General features: G+C 60.4%; 22 protein-coding genes and 2 pseudogenes. 5 read left to right on the forward strand and 19 right to left on the reverse strand.

Annotated elements, in window-relative coordinates:
* Window positions 1-255 precede the first annotated feature (255 nt).
* Entirely contained in the window at window positions 256-921 is a 666-nt protein-coding gene (locus tag BLQ03_RS14865; RefSeq protein WP_090757113.1) for a L,D-transpeptidase, read from the forward strand.
* Between the two features lie 43 nt (window positions 922-964).
* On the opposite strand, the gene BLQ03_RS14870 is transcribed toward BLQ03_RS14865, so the two are convergent.
* Complete coding sequence (locus BLQ03_RS14870; protein WP_245688949.1) at window positions 965-1,348, reverse strand: hypothetical protein; 384 nt, start codon at window positions 1,346-1,348, stop codon at window positions 965-967.
* Window positions 1,349-1,476: 128 nt separating this feature from the next.
* On the reverse strand, window positions 1,477-1,674 hold the full coding sequence (locus BLQ03_RS14875) for a hypothetical protein (RefSeq protein ID WP_139166753.1): 198 nt from the start codon (window positions 1,672-1,674) through the stop codon (window positions 1,477-1,479).
* Between the two features lie 295 nt (window positions 1,675-1,969).
* On the opposite strand from BLQ03_RS14875, the gene BLQ03_RS14885 reads away from it, so the two are divergent.
* Entirely contained in the window at window positions 1,970-2,878 is a 909-nt protein-coding gene (locus BLQ03_RS14885) for an Abi family protein (protein WP_139166754.1), read from the forward strand.
* A gap of 276 nt (window positions 2,879-3,154) precedes the next feature.
* On the opposite strand, the gene BLQ03_RS14890 is transcribed toward BLQ03_RS14885, so the two are convergent.
* The 4 genes from BLQ03_RS14890 to BLQ03_RS14905 all read right to left on the reverse strand — a co-directional run bounded on the left by BLQ03_RS14890 (window position 3,155) and on the right by BLQ03_RS14905 (window position 6,419).
* On the reverse strand, window positions 3,155-3,589 hold the full coding sequence (locus BLQ03_RS14890) for a YqaA family protein (RefSeq protein ID WP_090757117.1): 435 nt from the start codon (window positions 3,587-3,589) through the stop codon (window positions 3,155-3,157).
* A gap of 151 nt (window positions 3,590-3,740) precedes the next feature.
* Complete coding sequence (locus BLQ03_RS14895) at window positions 3,741-5,033, reverse strand: Y-family DNA polymerase (RefSeq protein WP_090757118.1); 1,293 nt, start codon at window positions 5,031-5,033, stop codon at window positions 3,741-3,743.
* A gap of 4 nt (window positions 5,034-5,037) precedes the next feature.
* Window positions 5,038-5,472: a LexA family protein gene (locus BLQ03_RS14900; protein ID WP_090757119.1), complete on the reverse strand. Its 435-nt coding sequence runs from the start codon at window positions 5,470-5,472 to the stop codon at window positions 5,038-5,040.
* A 189-nt stretch (window positions 5,473-5,661) separates the two neighbouring features.
* Window positions 5,662-6,419, reverse strand: a protein-coding gene (locus BLQ03_RS14905) for an IS5 family transposase (RefSeq protein ID WP_090757120.1) whose coding sequence is annotated in 2 segments (ribosomal slippage) — window positions 5,662-6,083 and window positions 6,083-6,419 — 759 coding nt in all. Because the reading frame shifts where the segments join, the coding sequence is not laid out codon by codon here.
* Window positions 6,420-6,550: 131 nt separating this feature from the next.
* Between BLQ03_RS14905 and BLQ03_RS18015 the strand changes: the two genes are divergently transcribed.
* The gene (locus BLQ03_RS18015) at window positions 6,551-8,647 is read left to right on the forward strand and encodes an ATP-binding protein (RefSeq protein ID WP_139166755.1); all 2,097 of its coding nucleotides are present in this window, start codon (window positions 6,551-6,553) and stop codon (window positions 8,645-8,647) included.
* Window positions 8,648-8,703: 56 nt separating this feature from the next.
* On the opposite strand, the gene BLQ03_RS14915 is transcribed toward BLQ03_RS18015, so the two are convergent.
* The 7 genes and pseudogenes from BLQ03_RS14915 to BLQ03_RS18035 form a co-directional block, all read right to left on the reverse strand.
* On the reverse strand, window positions 8,704-9,009 hold the full coding sequence (locus tag BLQ03_RS14915; protein ID WP_090757122.1) for a hypothetical protein: 306 nt from the start codon (window positions 9,007-9,009) through the stop codon (window positions 8,704-8,706).
* Window positions 9,009-9,575 (reverse strand): recombinase family protein, encoded by a 567-nt coding sequence (locus BLQ03_RS14920; protein ID WP_245688951.1) that lies wholly within the window; start codon window positions 9,573-9,575, stop codon window positions 9,009-9,011. Before BLQ03_RS14920 ends, BLQ03_RS14915 begins: the two co-directional genes overlap by 1 nt.
* 218 nt (window positions 9,576-9,793) lie before the next feature.
* Window positions 9,794-11,122: a WD40 repeat domain-containing protein gene (locus BLQ03_RS18020; protein WP_139166756.1), complete on the reverse strand. Its 1,329-nt coding sequence runs from the start codon at window positions 11,120-11,122 to the stop codon at window positions 9,794-9,796.
* Window positions 11,119-12,435, reverse strand: coding sequence for a WD40 repeat domain-containing protein (locus BLQ03_RS14930; protein ID WP_139166757.1), 1,317 nt, complete (start codon window positions 12,433-12,435; stop codon window positions 11,119-11,121). Before BLQ03_RS14930 ends, BLQ03_RS18020 begins: the two co-directional genes overlap by 4 nt.
* A 46-nt stretch (window positions 12,436-12,481) precedes the next feature.
* On the reverse strand, window positions 12,482-13,009 hold the full coding sequence (locus BLQ03_RS18025; RefSeq protein WP_139166758.1) for a hypothetical protein: 528 nt from the start codon (window positions 13,007-13,009) through the stop codon (window positions 12,482-12,484).
* Window positions 13,010-13,031: 22 nt separating this feature from the next.
* Window positions 13,032-13,535 (reverse strand): hypothetical protein, encoded by a 504-nt coding sequence (locus BLQ03_RS18030; RefSeq protein ID WP_139166759.1) that lies wholly within the window; start codon window positions 13,533-13,535, stop codon window positions 13,032-13,034.
* A gap of 83 nt (window positions 13,536-13,618) precedes the next feature.
* Window positions 13,619-13,732: pseudogene (locus tag BLQ03_RS18035) on the reverse strand (IS5/IS1182 family transposase); the annotation flags it as partial.
* A gap of 80 nt (window positions 13,733-13,812) precedes the next feature.
* Here BLQ03_RS18035 and BLQ03_RS14940 point away from each other — a divergent pair.
* A protein-coding gene (locus BLQ03_RS14940) for an IS3 family transposase (protein ID WP_425415743.1) occupies window positions 13,813-14,957 on the forward strand; the annotation gives its coding sequence in 2 pieces (ribosomal slippage) (window positions 13,813-14,080 and window positions 14,080-14,957; 1,146 coding nt in all).
* Window positions 14,958-15,111: 154 nt separating this feature from the next.
* Here the strand turns inward: BLQ03_RS14940 and BLQ03_RS14945 are convergent.
* Complete coding sequence (locus BLQ03_RS14945; RefSeq protein ID WP_217629771.1) at window positions 15,112-15,486, reverse strand: type II toxin-antitoxin system VapC family toxin; 375 nt, start codon at window positions 15,484-15,486, stop codon at window positions 15,112-15,114.
* Window positions 15,487-15,490: 4 nt separating this feature from the next.
* The gene (locus tag BLQ03_RS14950; RefSeq protein ID WP_139166760.1) at window positions 15,491-15,739 is read right to left on the reverse strand and encodes an AbrB/MazE/SpoVT family DNA-binding domain-containing protein; all 249 of its coding nucleotides are present in this window, start codon (window positions 15,737-15,739) and stop codon (window positions 15,491-15,493) included.
* 274 nt (window positions 15,740-16,013) lie between these two features.
* Between BLQ03_RS14950 and BLQ03_RS14955 the strand changes: the two genes are divergently transcribed.
* Window positions 16,014-16,586 carry a recombinase family protein gene (locus BLQ03_RS14955; RefSeq protein ID WP_090757127.1) on the forward strand — a complete coding sequence of 191 codons (573 nt, stop codon included), beginning with the start codon at window positions 16,014-16,016 and terminating at the stop codon, window positions 16,584-16,586.
* Between the two features lie 7 nt (window positions 16,587-16,593).
* On the opposite strand, the pseudogene BLQ03_RS18040 reads toward BLQ03_RS14955, so the two are convergent.
* From BLQ03_RS18040 to hutU, 4 genes and pseudogenes are all read right to left on the reverse strand, one after another.
* Window positions 16,594-16,749, reverse strand: a pseudogene (locus tag BLQ03_RS18040) (acyl-CoA dehydrogenase family protein); the annotation flags it as partial.
* 109 nt (window positions 16,750-16,858) lie between these two features.
* The gene (locus BLQ03_RS14965; protein ID WP_139166761.1) at window positions 16,859-17,059 is read right to left on the reverse strand and encodes a RidA family protein; all 201 of its coding nucleotides are present in this window, start codon (window positions 17,057-17,059) and stop codon (window positions 16,859-16,861) included.
* 19 nt (window positions 17,060-17,078) lie between these two features.
* A complete protein-coding gene (locus BLQ03_RS14970) occupies window positions 17,079-17,615 on the reverse strand; it encodes a HutD/Ves family protein (RefSeq protein ID WP_217629772.1) in 537 nt (178 codons plus the stop codon).
* Between the two features lie 5 nt (window positions 17,616-17,620).
* Window positions 17,621-19,303, reverse strand: coding sequence for a urocanate hydratase (hutU, locus tag BLQ03_RS14975; protein ID WP_090757131.1), 1,683 nt, complete (start codon window positions 19,301-19,303; stop codon window positions 17,621-17,623).
* Window positions 19,304-19,351 lie beyond the last annotated feature (48 nt).

Below are 19,351 nucleotides of genomic sequence, written 5' to 3' on the forward strand. Positions count from 1 at the left end.
AATTTAATCAATAACTTACTTTGTTCCCCCCTCCTCTCTCAGTTTCAGCAGCCTGGACGGGACCGGATTGCTCTCGGTGTATTGATCCTTGTGATCTTTGCTAGCTGGCAGGATGCGGTAAGGCATTCCCCGCAGCAGCGTCTGAAGAGGGTATAAGGCAGGATCAGCAAGTAAACAGCCCGACCGGCGTTCGCCGCGTCTCTTCGACCGATCTCCGGATACCGCACGACACAAGGATACAAGGATCAAGTTTCGATGCTGACCCGACGCCACTTCATCACTGCAACCGCAACCCTGTTCTCACCCGTGATATCCGGTCCGCTGTTGGCCCAGTCATGGCCGACGCCCTCAGAGAGGGCCGCCTGGGACGCGCAGGTCACGCCGGCCTTCTACGATCCGGCGACTACGAATCCGTGGGGTCTGCACCCGCGACTGCTGCCCCAGCGGGTCGAAGCCCGAGCCGGACTCGTGCCCGGCGATATTCACGTCGATGCGGTTGCGCGCTATCTGTATCACATCGAGCCGGGCGGAACCGCGATGCGCTATGGCGTGGCCATCGGGCGCGGCGGTCTGTACGAGCCGGGTACCTATAAGATCCAGCGCAAGGCAGAATGGCCGCACTGGACGCCCACGGCAGACATGATCAGGCGAGAGCCCGAGGTGTATGCGAAGTTCGCAGACGGGATGGAGCCCGGACCCGACAACGCGCTGGGGTCGCGCGCCCTCTATCTCTATCTGGGTGACCGCGATACCTATCTGAGGATTCATGGCACGCCATTTCCGACCTCGATCGGCAGTCGCGCAAGTTCAGGCTGCGTTCGGATGGTCATGCCTCATATCAACGACCTTTATGACCAAGTCGAAACAGGCGTGACCGCGTTCCTCTATCCCGCCGAGGGGGACGGGCCTCTTGAAGCGTGACGCATGATCGATACGTCGCGCCTCCGGAGGCGCGACGTATCGATCAGCCCGCGGCGGATGGCGCGTCCGAATTCTGGAGGCAGATCACCTTGCCGGCTCCGGTGCGGAGCGGCAGCATCGTGGTCTCGACCTGGCCACCATGGCGATACCAGTAGCAGCCATCCTCGGGGTTCAGCCACACAGTCTGCAAGTCCTGGTACGGACCCGCAAGAGCCAGCACTTGCGCAGGCACCTGACCTACGGCGGCTTGGGACTGATCCGATGTGCGGATCGTTGGCGCGGCGCAAGCGCCCAGCGAGAAAAGCGCGACTGTAGCGGCGATCGCACGGGTGAGGGTGGCACCCCGTTCGTGGTCGATGGGTGGCCTGGCGAGAGGGCCGGCTCCTGATACGACGAGGTTGATAATCACCTGGTTGGTGGGATTCATTGTCTTCGTGCCTCGTGCTTAGAGCCGCTTTCAAAATGTACGCCAGGAGGCGGGACGCGCAAACCCGCCAAAACTTCAGGAGGCCCAAACGCGAGTGACGATAACTACCGTTCTGGGATGAAGTTGCATCACTGCCCCCTGCCCTGCTCCTCAGCCAGCCTGCGTTCGTTAAGGCCGATCAGGCTCCCGGCGAGATTGAGGTTGCCGAGTTGGCAAGCCTCGACCATGCCGCGCATGTAGCCGCCGGGACTGATGACCGGAGTCTCGGAATCCGAGCGCCGTGCATCGGTGATGAGCGCGCAGAGCATCAGTTCCTCCTCGGACATGACCTGCGCCCCTTCCTCCCAGAGCTGCGGTCGCAACCGCCTCATGGTCCGTGGCGGGGAGGAGGCCGTCGAAGCCTTCCGGGACCACGTCAAGCCTCTCACCATAGCGGCGCTTCTGATCACCGTGGTGCTGCTCTTCGGCTTTCAAGGCTCTTCCGTTGCCTGCAGGACGCCCCTAAACAATGGCAGCTACCGCCTGACTGCGGTTCCTATTGACATTCCGCACGTCTGAGGGCATATAAGGGACAACAGACCCGCCACGCCTCTCGACGAAGCGCAACAGGCGGGTTTTTTGTTGCCACGCGTTCCCTTTCAGAAGCCGGCCCTGAACATCGCCGCGCAACTTGCCCTGCTGCAACAGCGCGGCATGATTATCGCCGATCCGGCAAGGGCTGAGCACTACCTCCGCTTTATCGGCTATTACCGCCTCTCCGGCTACTGGTTCCCGTTCCAGTACCGCGACGGCTCAATGGCGCATGACGACTTCCGCCCTGGGACCGACTTCGAGACCGTGCTTGATCGTTACGTCTTCGATCGCAAGCTTCGTATCCTCATCATGGACGCGGCCGAACGCATCGAGGTGGCCGCTCGAGCCACCATCTCAAACACCTTGAGCGAGCGCTTCGGCCCACACTGGTATCTTGCTGCCGCTCGCTTCACACCCAGATTTCTGCACGCGGATTTCCTGCGCCGGGTGCGACAAGAGACCGGGATCTTCCCTGTAAACGCGCACAAGCAGCCGGACTTCATCCGACATTACCTGCAACGCTATGACAGGCCAGCAGAACCACCCAGCTGGATGGTCTTCGAGGTTCTGCCGTTCGGGAGCGTCTCGCTTGTGTTCGCCAATCTGGCCGACTCAGAGAAAAAGACGATCGCAGAAGAGTTCGGACTGCCGCGGGACCGACTGCAGTCCTGGCTGCACGCTGCATCGCACCTTCGCAACCTCTGCGCCCATCATAGCCGTGTCTGGAACCGCGAGTTCGGGATTGTGCCTTCAGTTGCCAAGTCCGAGAAGAACCATGTTATGCAGCCGAAGCGCTTCTACAATCATGCGGTAGCTATCCAGACGCTGTTGAAAACGATTTCGAGCGACACTCATTGGGCTGACCGCTTGGCGGCCCTGCTGGCAGAACATCCGAACATCTCTCTGCCAGCCATGGGATTTCCTCAGAATTGGCGGGATCAGAGCATCTGGCAGTGACCAGAGTGGCCTCTTGCGAAGCAAGCGTCTTGTAACCCTGAAGGGTCGAAAAGCCCTAGGACAAAGATCAGGGGTGACCCGTTCATCTTACGACGTGGCCGTGGTGACCGAAGGCGAGCACACGGCCGCCGCGAGCGTCACCTTCGTGCCACGGAGCCTAGCGTCGTCGCTCAGGCCAGCGCTCGCCAGGGCCATGTTCGGCGGGACATTTCTTGCAGGACCGTTCATCATCTGCGGCGCCCTCAAGATAACCTACGACCTGCTATTGGGACCTAGTCAAGCGAACTCCAACGTTGCCACTGCCAGAGCAAGGTAACGGCCAATCTTCGCGACACTGACGAGGAGCAGAAACACCCAGAATGACTCGCGCAGCACACCTGCGACAACAGTCAAAGGGTCGCCGATAATCGGCGCCCAAGCCAGCAGCAACGACCATCTGCCGTAGTGGCGATACCATCCCGCCGCTCGTGCCAAGGTGGCAGGGCTCACCGGGAACCAGCGTCGGGTGCGCAACCGTTCGATCTCCCGCCCGAGAAACCAGTTGACCACGGAACCCAGCACATTGCCGACGCTCGCAACAGCCAGCACCAGCCATAGCGGGTGGTCAGTCAGCAGCAGGCCGACAACCAGAATCTCGGATTGCGCGGGGAGCAGAGTCGCTGCGGTGAAGGCCGCCATAAACAGGCCGCCATAAACGGCAAGATCAATCATGATGACCGGTCATAGCGATGCGTATCCCCCCTCAGGGGATATTGCCCGGTCTGCGTGGTCGCCACCCGCTACGGCAGGTGTGCCACGACCTTCTTCTCCGCCCTCGCCCCTACTGTCATGCTCGGGCTCCGAAAATCAATGAGCTTGGAGCCTAAACCCGCACGGTCGGCAGTTCGCTGATCCTTGTGGTGTAGCGGGGTGAGCGGTGATCGGCGCGCAAGCGCCATTCACCGGCGAAGCCCTCGCGCGCCAGCACCATCGTCTTCTTGCCGAACCGGTCGTTGATCGCATCGAGCGCATCCGTCAGGCGCGCGTCGCGCGGCCGGTCAGGCTCAAACAGCATGGTCGGCCGGTCGGCTTCGGGCAGCAGGTCATCAAGGATGACGCCCGCCTTGGTATAGCCGCAGCCGTTGCCGGAGGGATCGCCGCGCCAGCCTCGGCGCGCGGCAGAAACGGCGGCATCCACAAGGTCAAAGGTGTGGTTGGACATGGGCTGCAGGCGCACGCTGCGCGAAGCGGAGTGCTGCGGGCGGTCGGGCTTGTGCGGGTTGGTGTGGAAAAACACGGTGAGCGTCCCGGCGACCAGACCGTGCTGGCGCAGCTTCTCAGCCGCGCGGGTCGCGTGGGCGGTGACGGCCTGCGCCAGCACGTCGAAAGTCGTCATGGGCGTTCCGGCTGATCGCGTGACGGCCATGCCCTTGCGCTGCGGCGGCACGTCCTCGAGGTCGAGGCAGGCGATGCCGCGCAGCTCCGCCACCAGCCGTTCCAGGACAACCGTGCCGATCTTGCGAGACAGCGCCATCGGTAGGTCGCGCAGCGCGGCCGCGGTTCTGACGCCCTGGGCAATCAGCTTGGCCTCGGTCGCCGGGCCAACGCCCCATATCTCACCAATAGGGATGCGGTTCATCACATAGTCCCGGACTTGGGGGTTCATCAGATTGCAGACGCCCCCGAAGATCGGGTTCTTCTTGGCAGCATAGTTCGCCAGCTTGGCGAGGGTCTTTGTGGGCGCAATGCCGACGCAAGTCGGGATGCCCACTTGCGTCCGCACCGCCTGCCGCATCCGGGCCGCATGCGCCTCCATGCGATCGCCAAAGCCGGACAGGTCCACAAAGGTCTCGTCGATCGAATACACGTCGAGGCGCGGCGAGTAGCCATGCAGAACCTGCGTCACCCGCGCAGAGAGATCGCCATAAAGCGTGTAGTTGGAGGAAAGGGCCTTCACGCCATGCCGCTGCATGAAGTCGCGCATCTTGAAGGCGGGCGCCCCCATCTTGATCCCGAGCGCCTTCGCCTCGTCAGACCTTGCAACGGCGCAGCCGTCATTATTCGAGAGGACGATCACGGGAATGCCGTGCAGGGACGGGTCGAACAGCCGTTCGCAGGACACATAGAAGTTGTTGCAGTCGATCAGGGCTATCGGCTTGTCGTACGCCTCAAGCATGGCCCTATTCGACCGGCAGGCGGCGCACCACGCCTGCCACGACGCCCCAGATTTCGGTCGTCTCGGTCACCGGGATCGTCTCGTAGATGTCGCTGCGGGCGCGCGGGTCCAGAAACCAGGCCCCGTTCCTCTTGGCGAGCTTCTTGACGGTGATCTGGCCGTCCACCAGGGCCAGCACGATCCGCCCGCTGCGGCGCCGTCCGGCTCGGTCCACCGCGATCAGGTCGCCGTCGAGGATGCCCTCGGCCTCCAGGCTGTCGCCCGACACGCGCCACCAGAATGTCGCGTGCTCATGGCGGACGACCCATTTCATGGGGTCCACCGTCTCCTCCAGGTCATCGGCCGCAGGCGACGGGAAGCCTGCCGGCACCCGGACCGCGGCCAGCGGCATGTCGCGGTCGATCAGCGTGACACTGAGAGGATGAAGATCAAGTGACATGGCCTGAGAACAATAAGGGAACACCGGGCATAGTTCCGATATGCCCCTGATCGTCAAGGACGATGGCTCATGGCAGGGCAAAAAGGTGGGGATAGCCTGATGATCCAGCACAGGTTGCCCGCTGAAGCATGGCTTGGCTGGATCTTCCAGGCGGGCGGTTTGGTGCCTAGGGTCAGGACTCGTTAAGTTTCATAGCCAGAACATGACGGTTGCGGCGAGCGCAATGGCGGACAAGAAGACCTTCGGGCATCTGTCGTAACGGGTGGCGATGCGCCGCCAGTCTTTCAGGCGGCCGAACATGATCTCGATCCGGTTGCGGCGTTTGTAACGGCGCTTGTCGTATTTGACGGGCCGGGCACGTGACTTCCGTCCAGGGATGCAAGGGGTGATCCCCTTGTCTTTCAAGGTCTCTCTGAACCAGTCGGCATCATAGCCCCGGTCTGCCAGCAACCATTCCGCTGAGGGCAAACTCTCCAGCAGAGCAGCCGCTCCGGTGTAGTCGCTGACCTGGCCTGCGCTCATGAAGAACCGGATCGGCCGGCCGTCGGCATCCGTGACGGCATGCAGCTTGGTGTTCATGCCGCCCTTGGTGCGACCGATCAGTCGGTCGCGCCCCCTTTTTTCGACCGCAGGCTGGTCGCCGTGCGGTGCGCCTTGAGGTAGGTCGCATCAATCATGATCGTCTTGGGTTCAGGGCTCGCCGCGGCCAACCCCTCCATCATCCGCGCGAAGACGCCCATGTCGCCCCACCGCTTCCAACGGTTGTAAAGCGTCTTCGCTGGACCGTATTCCTTGGGAGCGTCCCGCCACCGTAAGCCGTTGCGGTTGACAAAGATTATACCACTCAGCACACGCCGGTCATCAACACGCGGCTTGCCATGGCTCTTCGGGAAGAAGGGCCGCAGCCGCTCCATCTGCTCGTCCGTCAGCCACAAAAGGTTGCTCATCGATCAGTCTCCTCGCGGAGGCTGAATCACGTAAAAGCAGGCAGATCAATGGGTCCTGACCCTAGGCAACTTAACACTCCCAAGCTAGGCTCGTCAGAGCCTACGCCCAGCCACCGGATAATTAAAAAGTCATGCCCTCTCTCCGCGTCAATCTCTCAAGCCGTGTCCGGAAGCTGTTGAAGCCTTCTAATCCTCAACAAGCGTTGCAACCGGTTCTCGAAGCGATGAGCAACTCGGTAATGGCAATCGACGAAAAATTCGAGACTAGGTCCAACGGCCGCGTGTCTGTTGAAATCAAAGATCTTGGCTCTAACAATGTCTCAGTGACCGTGGAAGACAACGGGATCGGTCTAGATGAACTTCATTACGAAGCCTTTTTGGAGGTTGATACTGAGTTCAAAAGGGAGCGAGGCGGCAAGGGTGTGGGTCGCCTTTATTGGCTAGATGCGTTCAGGCAAATCGAGGTGCAGAGTCAGTATTTTGACCAGCATGGCTCTATCCGGAGAAGAGCTTTCAAGTTCGTCTTAGAGGATGAAGATCAAATCCAAGATATTTCGCCCTCTCACGATTGGTTGGAAAATCAGACTGGCACAATTATCCGGTTTCGTGGATTGCGCTCAGCGGCATACATCGACAAATTTCCGAAACAAGCTGCGATGGTAGTCAATCACACCATTTCTGAATTTATCGCGGATTTTCTGAGTCGTAATAGCCCCATGATCACCCTCAGCATCGAAACAGAAGCAGGGGCGATAACGAAAGCCGACTTCCCAAAAGATGTGGCCGAACTGGTCGCAGTCGGACCCCTGCACGCGGAGACGGTCCAGATTGAAAGCATTGGCGACTTCAACGTAACGGCGTTTCTCTGCGACAAGCGCGCGTCGCGGGGCATGAACCTTAAACATGCGCTTCATCTGCTTGGCAATGGACGTACAGTAGAGTCCCGGAAGATCGACGATCTGTTAGGCATCAGCGACCTTGAGCACGAAGGGCAGGAAGAACTACGCGTCCACCTAGTCGTGGCAAGCGATTTTCTTGATGCTCGCACTGCAGAGAGCCGTACCGCCTTTACAATCCCAGAGGGGGAACTAGCTGAAATCACTCGGTCTGTTGTGACCTCCGTTCGGAATAGCATCCTATCCGACAAGTTCCGAGAGTGGGACAAGCAGCGTCGCTTCGCTTTTGATAGGTTTCTCGCCGACCAGCCGATCTACGCATTCTCAGATCCAGATGAACTGTTCGTTGAGCAAGTGCCTCCGACTGCAACAACACCCGAGCAATTTGTCCGGGCTTTGTCTGTGGTCCGTATGAGACGCGAACAAGAACGTGAGATCACGCTTGGAAATCTCGTGGGCTCGCTGGTTTCAGGCGGTAACATTCCCGAGAACTTTTCTGAGCTCGTCCAGCGAGCTGCCAAGGGCATTCAGATCAATGAGATGACATCTCTCGCGCATCACGCCGCCCGCCGAAAAGTAGTGCTAGACTTGCTTGATAAGCTTATCCGCCGAGTCCGGGAAACTGATTCAGGAAAAGCCGGCAAGCACCACCTGGAGCGAACGCTTCACTCTCTATTGGTCCCTATGCAGATGGCTGGTTGGGACTATGAAACGGTGGAGCGGTCGAGTCATGATCTGTGGATACTAGATGAGCGGCTCACCTATACAGCAGGATTTTCTTCGGATCTTCAACTGCGTCGGTCGATTAAAGGATCAGGATCGGAAGATCGCCCTGATCTGGTAGTCTGGGATGTAGGTTTCGGCCTCGGACCGATCTCCGTTCCTTATGGAGATGAAGATGTGGACGAGATCGAACAGCTACAGGAGATCTTTATAGTTGAGCTGAAAAAGCCTGGTCGAACAGAGTACGGCTCGAACGATCGCCTAGAGGATCAGTTGACCAAGTATATTCGCGAACTCAAAGCAGGTGACGTTGAAAGTTTCGGACGCCGGAAAATCAGGGTGAGCCACGATTGCCGGTTTTATTGCTTGGTGGTCGCCGACATTGAAGGGCAACTCAAGAACGGGGAGCTTGCCTCGTGGGAGCCCATTGACAACGGTCGAGGTAGGCGCCGCGAGTTGAGGGTGATGAACACTATAATCGATGTCTTTGAATGGTCGGAAGTCCTGAGGTCGGCTCGCGACCGCAATAGGGCGCTTCTCTCTATGGCCGGGCTAAGCCTACGCGCGGATACGGCCTTTGAGCGGAAAAAAGACATGGCGGCAGAGTAGCAGCAGAGTTGCTGCCCTATGAAAAGCAGGTTGGTCCAGCATGGTCGCTGGCTGCGTTAGTCCTCTGATCCCGCCTGCAGCCGGCCAATGGGGAACATATCCTCGCCGTAATGATGCAGTTTGACGTGGTGGCTCCGGCATAGCCAACGCACGTTCAGGGGTTCGTCATATAGGTCGTGATGAGCATCGACCTTGGCTGCGCCGCAGACCTCGCAGGCCTGCTTTTCCAAGGCGCCAGAGATGAGCGCCCGCTGAACGGCAAGATGGGCTTGGTATTTAGGCAGGTTGCTGCGGCGCCAGTTCGTCTGGCGGGTCTCGCTTTTCAGCGACGGTGGACGGAGGGGTTTTGGATCATCCGTCATCACGCCACCGCCTGCCGGCCGAGGGTCCGATATACGGTCGGCCGTGAGATCGAAAACACCTCTGCCAGATCACTGATGGAATACTCGCCGGTGTCATACATGCGCCGCAGCTCCTGCTGCTGGCGGTCTGATAGCTTCGGCTTCTTGCCCCGCAGCTTGCCCTTGGCGCGGGCCACGGCCATGCCCTCGCGGGTCCGCATCCGGATCAGGTCGGCCTCGAACTCGGCAAAGGTCGCCAGGATGTTGAAAAACAGCTTGCCCATCGGACCGGTCGGATCATGGATCGAAGTGCCAAGCTGAAGCTTGATCCCGCGCTTGGCTAGACTGTCAGCAATATCACGGGCGTCGGGGACGGAACGCGCCAAGCGGTCCAGTTTCGGCACGACCAGCGTGTCACCCTTTCGCAAGGCTGCAAGCGCCTGATCGAGACCAGGGCGCGCGCGGTTCGTGCCGGTAAAGCCGTGGTCCGTGTAGATGCGATCGGCGGCGACCCCGAGACCGGCAAGGATACCCTTCTGCGCAGCAAGGTCCTGTTTGTCAGTGGAACAGCGGGCGTAGCCGATCAAAATCTGTGTCATGGGCCAATCTGTAACAGTAGACGCCCCATCATTGCAAAAAATATCGGACCATTCATCTGAGATTTTGTCCTGCCAGCAAATGCTGGTCTTCGGCGGGCCTGTTCAGGGGGTAGGCTGAACGTCCTCTGAACGATCCCTAAGCAGACAGTACTTCCGGCCCTGTCTTCTGAATCAAGCTCTAGCCTGAACTAGTTTGGTCATACGTTCTACGGCTTGAGCACCCTTTCTGCATCTATGGCACTCTTCTCTGACGCATCGATGGCGCCCCATACCTCTTCGTAAAGTTCTATACCGGATGGTATCCCGTCTCCTGTGTAGGTCGTGGCTAGCATACCGGTAGCCTCCGTGATGCGATTGCCGCGAAGTGAGAAGACATCATGCATGAAAGGAATGGCATCCTTGCCGGTGATTTCGAGCTCATTTCCCTGAAGGTCCACGACAATGAACTCATCAGGTGGAATGAGTTGCCGTGGCATGATCACGAAAGCCTGCCCGCCTCTTGCGGAGGCTACAAAAGGAGCGCTTGCCTTTTTGGAAAAGCGGACCTGGCCAGTCGCCATGTCCAAGGCAACAAGACCCTCTGTCACTGACAACAAGAGAAGTCCGGCAGAAGGAAAAGGGAATGGCCAGATGCCGCTGTCATGAGGTGGCCGCTCAGTCGAATAGAAATCGGATTTTCTCCCGTCAAGCGTCCACTTTTCAATTGTCACCTGGTCATTCTGCCTGCGGCCTTGATCCTTTAGGGTTGTCTGAACGAAGAGTCCCCCGCTGTCATTCCAGCCAATAGGCCATTGCCGCGCGTTGGTTCGTGATGCCATAGGGAGATGATGCAAAAGCTCTCTGCTTGTGACATCCCAGATATGGATGCCCGCGGATCGGCCAACGAGATACCCTCTGGCGTAGAGACGTCCGTCGTTTGAAAATCCGACCTCATAACCTGAGCCGCTGCCACTCGCGGCCTCGGCACCAGGCTTCATCTCTCCCAGATAAGTTCCATCCTCAGCAGCATAGAGATGAACGCTGGAGGTTTTGTTGGAGGGCAAGGCCAAGAGCGCGCCATCTGGAGAAAAGGATGCCGAGATTCCTGGTGAGGTAACGCCATGTACCTCGATCTGCGGCTCCAGTTCGCGGATCAAGGTGCCGTCCCGCGGATCGATGATTGCTTGTGGGAAGTCACCTGTATCCGGTCGGGAACTGTCCTCCCAGTGCGAGATGAAGGCCCGCGTTCCATCGCTGTTGACACTGAACCGTGCCGAGCGATCCTGATCAATCCGCGGAACTCTCGCGCCATGAGCCAACTCAAGCGCGAACGTGGCATCATGATAAACCGCCAAGTCTTCTTCCGTCGGCTCTGCCGGCAGACCTCGCAGCGCATAGCCGATCGCAGCTTCCCTGTCTCCCTTCCGCAATGCCGTGACCGCCTGCTTTGCATATTGTTCCGACATCAGCTTCGCCAATCTCGTGGCATCGTTCTGCGCGAGCGCCGGACCTGCCAGGACAAGGATCAAGCCGATTGCCGCAGCCAGGGCTCTCATGGCCGCATCACCCGATCCTGGTTGATTGATCGCTTTATTTCATCGCTGATCCCGGCCCAGACCTGATCATAGAGCGCGGCGCCCTGAGGCAAGTCCTGGCCCTGATATGTATGGCGGGTTGCGTTCTTTGGAACGCCGGCGATCATGCCGTTTTGCGAAACGGCAGCTTGCGCCAGAGGGATGAGATCCCGGCCTGTCGGCTGCAGGCGGTTGCCGTGAAGATCGATGACTTGGAAATCATCGAGCGATTCTATGTCGAAAGGCCGGATTGCGAATGCTGTTCCATTGCGTACGAGCGCGATTTCGGGGTCGGAAACTTCGGTGGTAAAACGCACCTCTCCACTTTCCAGATCGACTGCTGCCAACCGAACCTCATCAGTCATGAATACGACCGGCACATCGGGAAAGGTGAAGGATCGCAGCGACGCCGCGTCGATGACCCCGTCTAGTTCGGCTATCAATTCCTGCTTGCCATCCTGATGCCATCGCTCCAACCCGGCACTTTTACGCCCTCCTGTCTCAGGGTCGCGGACGAGCTTCTGGACTGCAAAACCGTCCTCATGGTCCCAGCCGAGCGGGAACCAGTCGGCGTTACCCGCTGCATTTGGCTTCAGGTGAGAGACCAGGGTCTGATCAGCAACATTCCAGACAAGGATCCCGCCGCTGTTGTCGAGATAACCGTAAGCGTATTGCCTGCCGTCCCCGGAAAACCCCAAGGGCACTGGGGAAATATATTCCGAAACGTCACTAGGCGTCATCTCGCCTGCGAAGCTGCCGTCCGCCGCATTGAAAAGTTGGACCGAGACTACCGGCATCGTCGGATAGGCAAGAAGGCCGCCATCGGGCGAAAAGACGGGGGATCTTTCTGGCCATGTGCTTGCCGATATCGGTTCGAGCACCTTGATCAAAGCCCCGTCGCGGGGATCGTAGATGGACGGCGGCACATATGCCGAGTTCACCTCGGGACGAGGATCGTAAAACCCTACAAAGGCGCGTGTTCCAGTAGGATCGACACTATAGAGACCGCTGCCCTCAGCTTCGATCCGAGCAACACGGGAGCCGGACGCGAGTTCAAGGGCGAACATCGCATCAAGCAGAGCCGCGGCTTCCTGATCTGTGGGATCCAGAGGAAAAGCGCGAAGCGCGAACTCCAGAGCTGCCTCACTGTCGCCCAGCATCAAGGCCTGTAACGACTGCATGGAGTAGTTCTTGGACATCATCTGCGCCAGCCGCTCGGCTTGGGTTTGAGCATGAGCCGGCAGCGCGCCTAGGACCGTCAGTCCAATGATCAGACCTCGATAGGGGATAGTCACCATAACCTCCAACTCTGGAAAACTTCACCGTATCGCGGTCATTGGCTCAGATCCCGCAGCGCTCCTTGAAAGCCAGCCGGGCCGCGCCGGTTCCCTTCATTTGGGACTTGAACAGTTCCCTACGGGTTCCCGTGTCCTGAAGCGTCAGCTGCTGGCCATTTGCAAAGAATTCCCAATTGATGTGATTGGCCGGTATCTCGGCCACCACCGAGCCTTGCTCATTGAAACCTGCGAAGGAGTCGCGACTTGTGCGACCGTCCGGCAATTGGATCCACAGCATCAGTGCGCCTGATGTGTCGATTGATCTCAGGGGGGCAGACAGGTCTGCTCCCTGCGAGAGATCGGAGAGAACCATCGAGACACGGCCTGTTCCGCGTCGGCATTGGAACGAAAGTTGGATGCCATCCTGATCCATCCTTGCCCATGCGCTATCTTCCGATTTTCCGTGCTCCCAGGCCCAAGTAGGCGTAGACGTCATTATCGCGCAAAACAGCCCGGCGGTCAGGGCGATTGCTGCAGCTTTGGATGGGGTTGCCAAAGTTATCCCTTTCCTGATGTTTTCCGTGTCAGTCATTGTGGAACACGGCAGCGCCCCATCATATCCCGCAGCGCTCCCGAAGCAGGTCTCTTCCACCAAGAATTCCCTGCATTTGCGATCGGAATAAAATTTTTCCGGTCGCATTGTCGCTGATCGTCATGCGTGAGGCCTTGACCAGCGTTTCAATGTCGTCAGGTGAAAAATTGACCTCTCCAACGACTTTCACGTCACGCTCATCTGAAAGCGTCACATCGATGGTTTCCGAGAATGTCGCCTCTTGACCCTGCTCCAGCATGACCTGCACTGAACGGATCTTCGTCAGTTCCTCTACAGGAGGGAAGAACCTGTGTACTTCGAACCTGAGCTTGCTGCCGCTTGGCCTCTGACACCCGATTTCTACGTGATAGTCATCGCCACTTTCCATAAGAGTGACAGAATCGCCGACAGGATGAACTGTCCAGGAAGAAGCCGGTGAGGCTGCTGCTGAAAATGCCATGAACAACAATGTCCCGCAAACTCTTGGATTCAGTAAGAGATTCGCGTCATCTGATCCAAACGTCATGCGAGAACATCCTCTTCAGCCGAAGCTACGATGCACATCACGTCCCGAGTTAAAACCATTCTAGTGCTCAGCCTCATCGATGGTCAAAGCCAAAAGATGACGGGGGCTGCCAAAGCAATGGCCGACAGGAAGACCTTGGGGCATCTGGCGCAGCGCATAGCGATCCGGCGCCCGTCTTTCAGCCGGCTGAGCATGATTGAGCTGCTCCCCGGAAATCGGACAGTGACGGAAGCTACGACCTGACGTTTGCTGGTCTCCAAGAACGAGGAGATCAGGAATGCGGAAACGCAGAAACCATGACGCGGGCTTCAAGGCGCGCGTGGCGCTTGAGGCCGTGAAGGGCGAGCGCACTGTGTCAGAGCTGGCGGCCGAATACGGCGTGCATCCGACGATGATCCATCAATGGAAGAAGGCGCTGCTCGACGGAGCTGCGGATATCTTCGAGCGCGGTGGCAGAAAGCCTGTTGCGGAGATGGATGAGACGGTCCGGTCACTGCATGCCAAGATCGGAGAACTGGCTGTCGCCAACGATTTTTTGTCACGAAAGCTCAAGCCGTGGACCGGCAAGTGAGGCGCGGGATGATTGAGCGGGGCCATCCGGCGTTGTCGATCGGGGCGCAGTGCCGCCTGCTGTCGATCTCGCGCTCGTCCTTCTATCATGAACCGGTCGGAGAGACGGAGCAGAACCTCGGCCTGATGCAGCTCATCGACAAGCAGTTCCTCGACACCCCCTTCTACGGGGTCCGGCAGATGACCTGGCATCTGCAGAACGAGGGGCACGGCGTGAACCAGAAGCGCATCCGACGGCTGATGCGGCTCATGCGCTTGATGCCGATCTACCAGAAGCCCAACACCAGCAAGCCGAGGAAGGGCCACAAGACCTATCCCTATCTGCTGGGCGGGCTACGGGTCGATCGCCCCGGTCAGGTCTGGTGCGCCGACATTACCTACCTGCCGATGCGGCGCGGCTTCCTGTATCTCGTCGCCATCATGGACTGGTTCACCCGAAAGGTGCTGGCGTGGCGGATATCGAACACGCTGGAGGCGGACTTTTGCGTCGAAGCGCTGAACGAGGCCATCCACCGCTTCGGCGCGCCGGGGATCATGAATACGGACCAAGGTTCACAGTTCACGTCTTTTGCCTGGACGGACAGGCTGAAGCGCGCTGGCACTCGGATCTCGATGGACGGCAAGGGGCGCTGCATCGACAACGTCTTCATCGAACGCCTGTGGCGGTCCCTAAAGTATGAATGCGTCTACCTCCATGCCTGGGAAACGGGGTCACAGGCCAAGGCTGCCATTGGCCGATGGATCACCTTCTACAACCACCAGCGGCCCCACACCGCCCATGGCGGATGGCCACCCGCCGTGGTTTACTTCAACAGTATCGAAATCGATCAGCAGGCGCAGGCAGTAGCTTAAATATCCCGAAAACTGTCCAATTATCGGGGAGTAGCTCAGTGTCAGGAAATCAGATGTCCCGCATACCCTTGCTCAGTTACGATCCGGACATGCCGACCGGTGGCGGCCCAGCAGTATGCCGGAGACTGGATGCGGCGTCTCGCAGATCGCTGCCCTACCTTCGGATCACCTCGACTTCCACCCCGACGTCGGCACTGCACCAGGCCTGATCCGCAGTCACGGCAGGAACGCTAAGTTCAGCCGCGAGTGCCAGGCAGGCGCGATCCCCAAGCGAAAGGCCGAGGGTTCGCGTTGCGGGTCTGAGGTGCCCAGTGGCATAGGCTTGGGCAGGCGTGAACGGGCGTACATCGAGCTGAAGACCGCCGAGCACATCTTCTACCTCTTCGGCGCTCAGGCCGCGCTCCCGCAGCTTGGTGACAACCTCCGCAAGGTTCGCGGCGCCGATCACGGCCGATGGCAGAACTTGCGCTACGCGATCCGCGCCGGCCTCTCCGTTCAAAACGCAGAGCAGGGCGGAGGAGTCGAGCACCACCCTACTCACGCTCAACCTCGCGTCGGCGGTCCGCAATCAACTCGTCAGCCAAGGATACGCCTTCCGGCACATGGCGCCGCAGAATGGCCTGAGCGCGGGCAATGGCCTGTGTGAGCGAACGGACACGCAGTTCGCCGTCCTCAATATCGACAAGAACGGTATCACCTGTGGCTATTCCGAGCTCCCGTCGCATTGGCGCCGGGATGATGAGCTTGCCGCCTTCGATGATCCTGACCCGCTGCGCAGTCATGTCACCCGCCCTTTTCTAAGCAATGTCGACAACATTGATACCGATCAGCTTACAATGGCACTGTCCGGCCAAACAAGCCATGTTGATGTAACAACTCTAAACATGCACTTGAGGGACCAGTCGCATCGTACTCTACCGGAACAAGCGTCAGTTCGGGTCTACCTCAAGCGGACAGGGACATCGGACAGCAGGGCGCGTCCGATAGGGTTCCGTTTCACGATTTCGGACGCTAGCGTGGGCGGGTCTAGACCCCAACCGGACAGAGCAGCCATTCATGACCCTTTACGGCTACGCCCGCGTGTCCACGACCGATCAGGATCTCTCCCTGCAGGAGGCCGCGCTGCGGGCCGCCGGCTGCCAGGTGATCCGCGCCGAGAAAAAGACCGGCACCCGCCGTGAGGGCCGCGCCGAGCTGGACCTGCTGCTGCAGTTCCTGCGCCCGGGCGACACGCTGGTGATCACCCGCATCGACCGGCTCGCGCGCTCGCTCAAGGACCTGCAGGACATCGTCCATGAACTGAAGGCGAAAGGCGTCACCCTGAAGGCCACCGAGCAGCCGGTGGATACCGCCACCGCCGCCGGCAAGGCCTTCTTCGACATGCTAGGCGTCTTTGCCGAGTTCGAAACCAACCTGCGCCGCGAGCGGCAGATGGAGGGGATCGCCGCCGCCAAGGCCCGCGGCGTCTACAAGGGCCGCAAGCCGAAGATCGATTCAGACGAGGTGCGAAGGCTGCACAAGATGGAACAGCTCAGCCCCACCGCTATCGCAAGGCGCCTCGGGATTGCAAGATCCTCGGTCTACAGGTTCTTGCCCGAGGCAGATGCGCATGAGGACACGGAAGGCTAGCTCGCGCGAATGCCTGCAAGCCCGTGATGGCGCGGCCCAGGATCAGTGCGTGGACGTCGTGCGTCCCCTCGTAGGTGTTCACCGTCTCCAGGTTCTGCGCGTGGCGCATGACCTGGAACTCCTCGGAGATGCCGTTGCCGCCGTGCATTTCGCGGGAAATCCGCTCTCAGTGGAAATCAGGCGCCAACCCGGGTCAGTTCCAAGTGGAAATCAACACAACAGACGGTTCTTTCTCGCTGTGTCACAGCCTTTGCCGGACAGGGCAGGGCGCGTCAGGGCCGGGCCGCCTCGACCTCGGCCAAGCAGCCAGGATCGGCAAGGCCCGCCACTTGGATAGCCGAACGGGTCGGCAGGTTCTGCTGCTTTCCGGGGCCGTAGAACTGGGTGTAACCATTCATGAAGCCGGGGAAGTCCATCGACGCGCCCGACTGTGGCGCGACCAAGTAAACCCGCATCTTGATCACGTCGCCCATCTTCAGCAACAAGTTAAGTTTAAGCTTCTTTCTCCGAAGTGATGACGATCGCGAGCAGACGGCCATGCGTCACCTCTGCAGTGGCAAGGGCAGGAAAAAGGATGCAGTCTCCAAGACTAAGGATCGCCCCAGCGATTCCCGCTTTCCCTCGTGCCACAAGGGCCACGGTCTGTGGCGGCAGTCCGTCGCCCGGCGAAAGCTCGACCATCCGGTGCGAGAAGGCCCCGCGCCGGGTCATGATGTTCAGGTCCAGCACCGGCCCCGCATCCAGCTCTGCGTGAACCGGCGCCTCGCCCGGAAAGGACAAGGGCGGGCCGTCCGCCGCCAAGACGACCTCTGCCCCGCCGAAGGACAGGCGCATCGGCCCGCCCTCCAGCACGGCCAGGGTGCGGTCGATGCCGGGGAAGGCCGAAAAGGGGCCATCCGCCGCCACCTCGGCCATCGACAGCCGCGCGTCGAAGCCGGACAGGTCCGCGCCGTCCGGCCAGACGGCCAGCTCATGCGTGACGCCGCCGCCGTTCTTCCAGCGGGTGGCCCTGCCTTCGCCCCGGCGCACGAGCCTCACTTGAGGATGCCCGGCAGGTTCAGCCCGTGCTCGCGCGCGCAGTCGAGCGCGATGTCATAGCCTGCATCCGCATGGCGCATGACGCCCGTGGCCGGGTCGTTCCACAGCACGCGCTCGATCCGGCGGTCGGCGTCCTCGGTCCCGTCGCAGCAGATCACCATGCCGGAATGCTGGGAAAAGCCCATCCCCACGCCGCCGCCGTGATGCAGGCTGACCCAGGTCGCCCCCGAGGCCGTGTTCAGCAGCGCGTTCAGAAGCGGCCAGTCCGACACGGCGTCCGAGCCGTCCTTCATCGCCTCGGTCTCGCGGTTGGGGCTGGCGACGCTGCCCGAATCCAGGTGGTCGCGGCCGATCACGACCGGGGCCTTCAGCTCGCCGTTGCGGACCATCTCGTTGATGGCAAGGCCGGCGCGGTGGCGGTCGCCCAGACCGATCCACATGATCCGGGCAGGCAGGCCCTGGAAGGCGATGCGCTCGCGCGCCATGTCCAGCCAGTTGTGCAGATGGGCGTTGTCGGGGAACAGCTCCTTCATGCGCTGGTCGGTCTTGTAGATGTCCTCGGGGTCGCCCGACAGCGCGGCCCAGCGGAAGGGGCCGATGCCCCGGCAGAAGAGCGGGCGGATATAGGCGGGCACGAAGCCGGGGAAGGCAAAGGCGTTCTCCAGCCCCTCCTCCTTCGCGACCTGGCGGATGTTGTTGCCGTAGTCCAGCGTCGGCACGCCAGCGTTCCAGAAGTCGACCATGGCGGCCACATGGACCATCATGCTGGCGCGGGCGGCATGTTCGACGGCCTTGGGTTCGGTTTCCTGCCGGGCACGCCATTCGGCGACGGTCCAGCCCAGCGGCAGATAGCCGTGGATCGGGTCGTGGGCCGATGTCTGGTCGGTGACGATGTCGGGGCGCGGGCCGCCCGCCTTCATGCGGCGGACAAGCTCGGGGAAGACCTCGGCCGCGTTGCCGATCAGGGCCACCGACTTCGCCTCGCCCTTCGCGGTCCAGTCCGCGATCATCGCCAGCGCCTCGTCCAGCGAATGGGTCTTGGCGTCGCAATAGCGGGTGCGGATGCGGAAATCGGCGCGGGTCTCGTCGCATTCCACCGCAAGGCAGCAGGCCCCGGCCATGACCGCGGCCAGCGGCTGCGCGCCGCCCATGCCGCCCAGACCGGCGGTGAGAATCCACTTGCCCTTGAGGCTGCCGCCGTAATGCTGGCGGCCGGCCTCGGCAAAGGTCTCGTAGGTGCCCTGAACGATGCCCTGCGTGCCGATATAGATCCAGGACCCGGCGGTCATCTGGCCGTACATGGCCAGGCCCTTGCGGTCCAGTTCGTTGAAATGGTCCCAGGTGGCCCAGTGCGGCACCAGGTTCGAGTTGGCGATCAGCACGCGCGGCGCGTCCTTGTGGGTGCGGAAGACGCCCACGGGCTTGCCGGACTGGACCAGCAGCGTCTCGTCCTCGTTCAGCTTGCGCAGGCTCTCGACGATCCGGTCGAAATCGTCCCAGGTGCGCGCCGCCCGGCCGATGCCGCCATAGACGACCAGCTCGTGCGGGTTCTCGGCCACGTCGGGATGCAGGTTGTTCATCAGCATCCGCAAGGGCGCCTCGGTCAGCCAGCTTTTCGCCGTGATCTCGGTCCCGGTCGGGGGGAAGACGTCGCGGATGTTGTGACGGGGGTTGTTCATGTCCGGTCCTTTCAGGAAAGCAGCTGGCCCGCGATGATGTTGCGCTGG

Origin of the sequence: Paracoccus chinensis (assembly GCF_900102885.1) — a bacterium.
GTDB classification, from domain to species: Bacteria; Pseudomonadota; Alphaproteobacteria; order Rhodobacterales; family Rhodobacteraceae; genus Paracoccus; species Paracoccus chinensis.

What these genes read in the sequence shown, in the direction of transcription:
- BLQ03_RS14965 (WP_139166761.1), bottom strand. Translation starts at nt 17,059, where the DNA reads ATGGGCGACGTGATCAAGATGCGGGTTTACTTGGTCGCGCCACAGTCG.
- BLQ03_RS18030 (WP_139166759.1), bottom strand. Translation starts at nt 13,535, where the DNA reads ATGACGTTTGGATCAGATGACGCGAATCTCTTACTGAATCCAAGAGTT.
- BLQ03_RS18020 (WP_139166756.1), bottom strand. Translation starts at nt 11,122, where the DNA reads ATGAGAGCCCTGGCTGCGGCAATCGGCTTGATCCTTGTCCTGGCAGGT.
- BLQ03_RS14955 (WP_090757127.1), top strand. Translation starts at nt 16,014, where the DNA reads ATGACCCTTTACGGCTACGCCCGCGTGTCCACGACCGATCAGGATCTC.
- BLQ03_RS14875 (WP_139166753.1), bottom strand. Translation starts at nt 1,674, where the DNA reads ATGTCCGAGGAGGAACTGATGCTCTGCGCGCTCATCACCGATGCACGG.
- BLQ03_RS14950 (WP_139166760.1), bottom strand. Translation starts at nt 15,739, where the DNA reads ATGACTGCGCAGCGGGTCAGGATCATCGAAGGCGGCAAGCTCATCATC.
- BLQ03_RS14865 (WP_090757113.1), top strand. Translation starts at nt 256, where the DNA reads ATGCTGACCCGACGCCACTTCATCACTGCAACCGCAACCCTGTTCTCA.
- hutU (WP_090757131.1), bottom strand. Translation starts at nt 19,303, where the DNA reads ATGAACAACCCCCGTCACAACATCCGCGACGTCTTCCCCCCGACCGGG.
- BLQ03_RS18025 (WP_139166758.1), bottom strand. Translation starts at nt 13,009, where the DNA reads ATGACTGACACGGAAAACATCAGGAAAGGGATAACTTTGGCAACCCCA.
- BLQ03_RS14915 (WP_090757122.1), bottom strand. Translation starts at nt 9,009, where the DNA reads ATGACGGATGATCCAAAACCCCTCCGTCCACCGTCGCTGAAAAGCGAG.
- BLQ03_RS18015 (WP_139166755.1), top strand. Translation starts at nt 6,551, where the DNA reads ATGCCCTCTCTCCGCGTCAATCTCTCAAGCCGTGTCCGGAAGCTGTTG.
- BLQ03_RS14895 (WP_090757118.1), bottom strand. Translation starts at nt 5,033, where the DNA reads ATGCTTGAGGCGTACGACAAGCCGATAGCCCTGATCGACTGCAACAAC.
- BLQ03_RS14900 (WP_090757119.1), bottom strand. Translation starts at nt 5,472, where the DNA reads ATGTCACTTGATCTTCATCCTCTCAGTGTCACGCTGATCGACCGCGAC.
- BLQ03_RS14870 (WP_245688949.1), bottom strand. Translation starts at nt 1,348, where the DNA reads ATGAATCCCACCAACCAGGTGATTATCAACCTCGTCGTATCAGGAGCC.
- BLQ03_RS14890 (WP_090757117.1), bottom strand. Translation starts at nt 3,589, where the DNA reads ATGATTGATCTTGCCGTTTATGGCGGCCTGTTTATGGCGGCCTTCACC.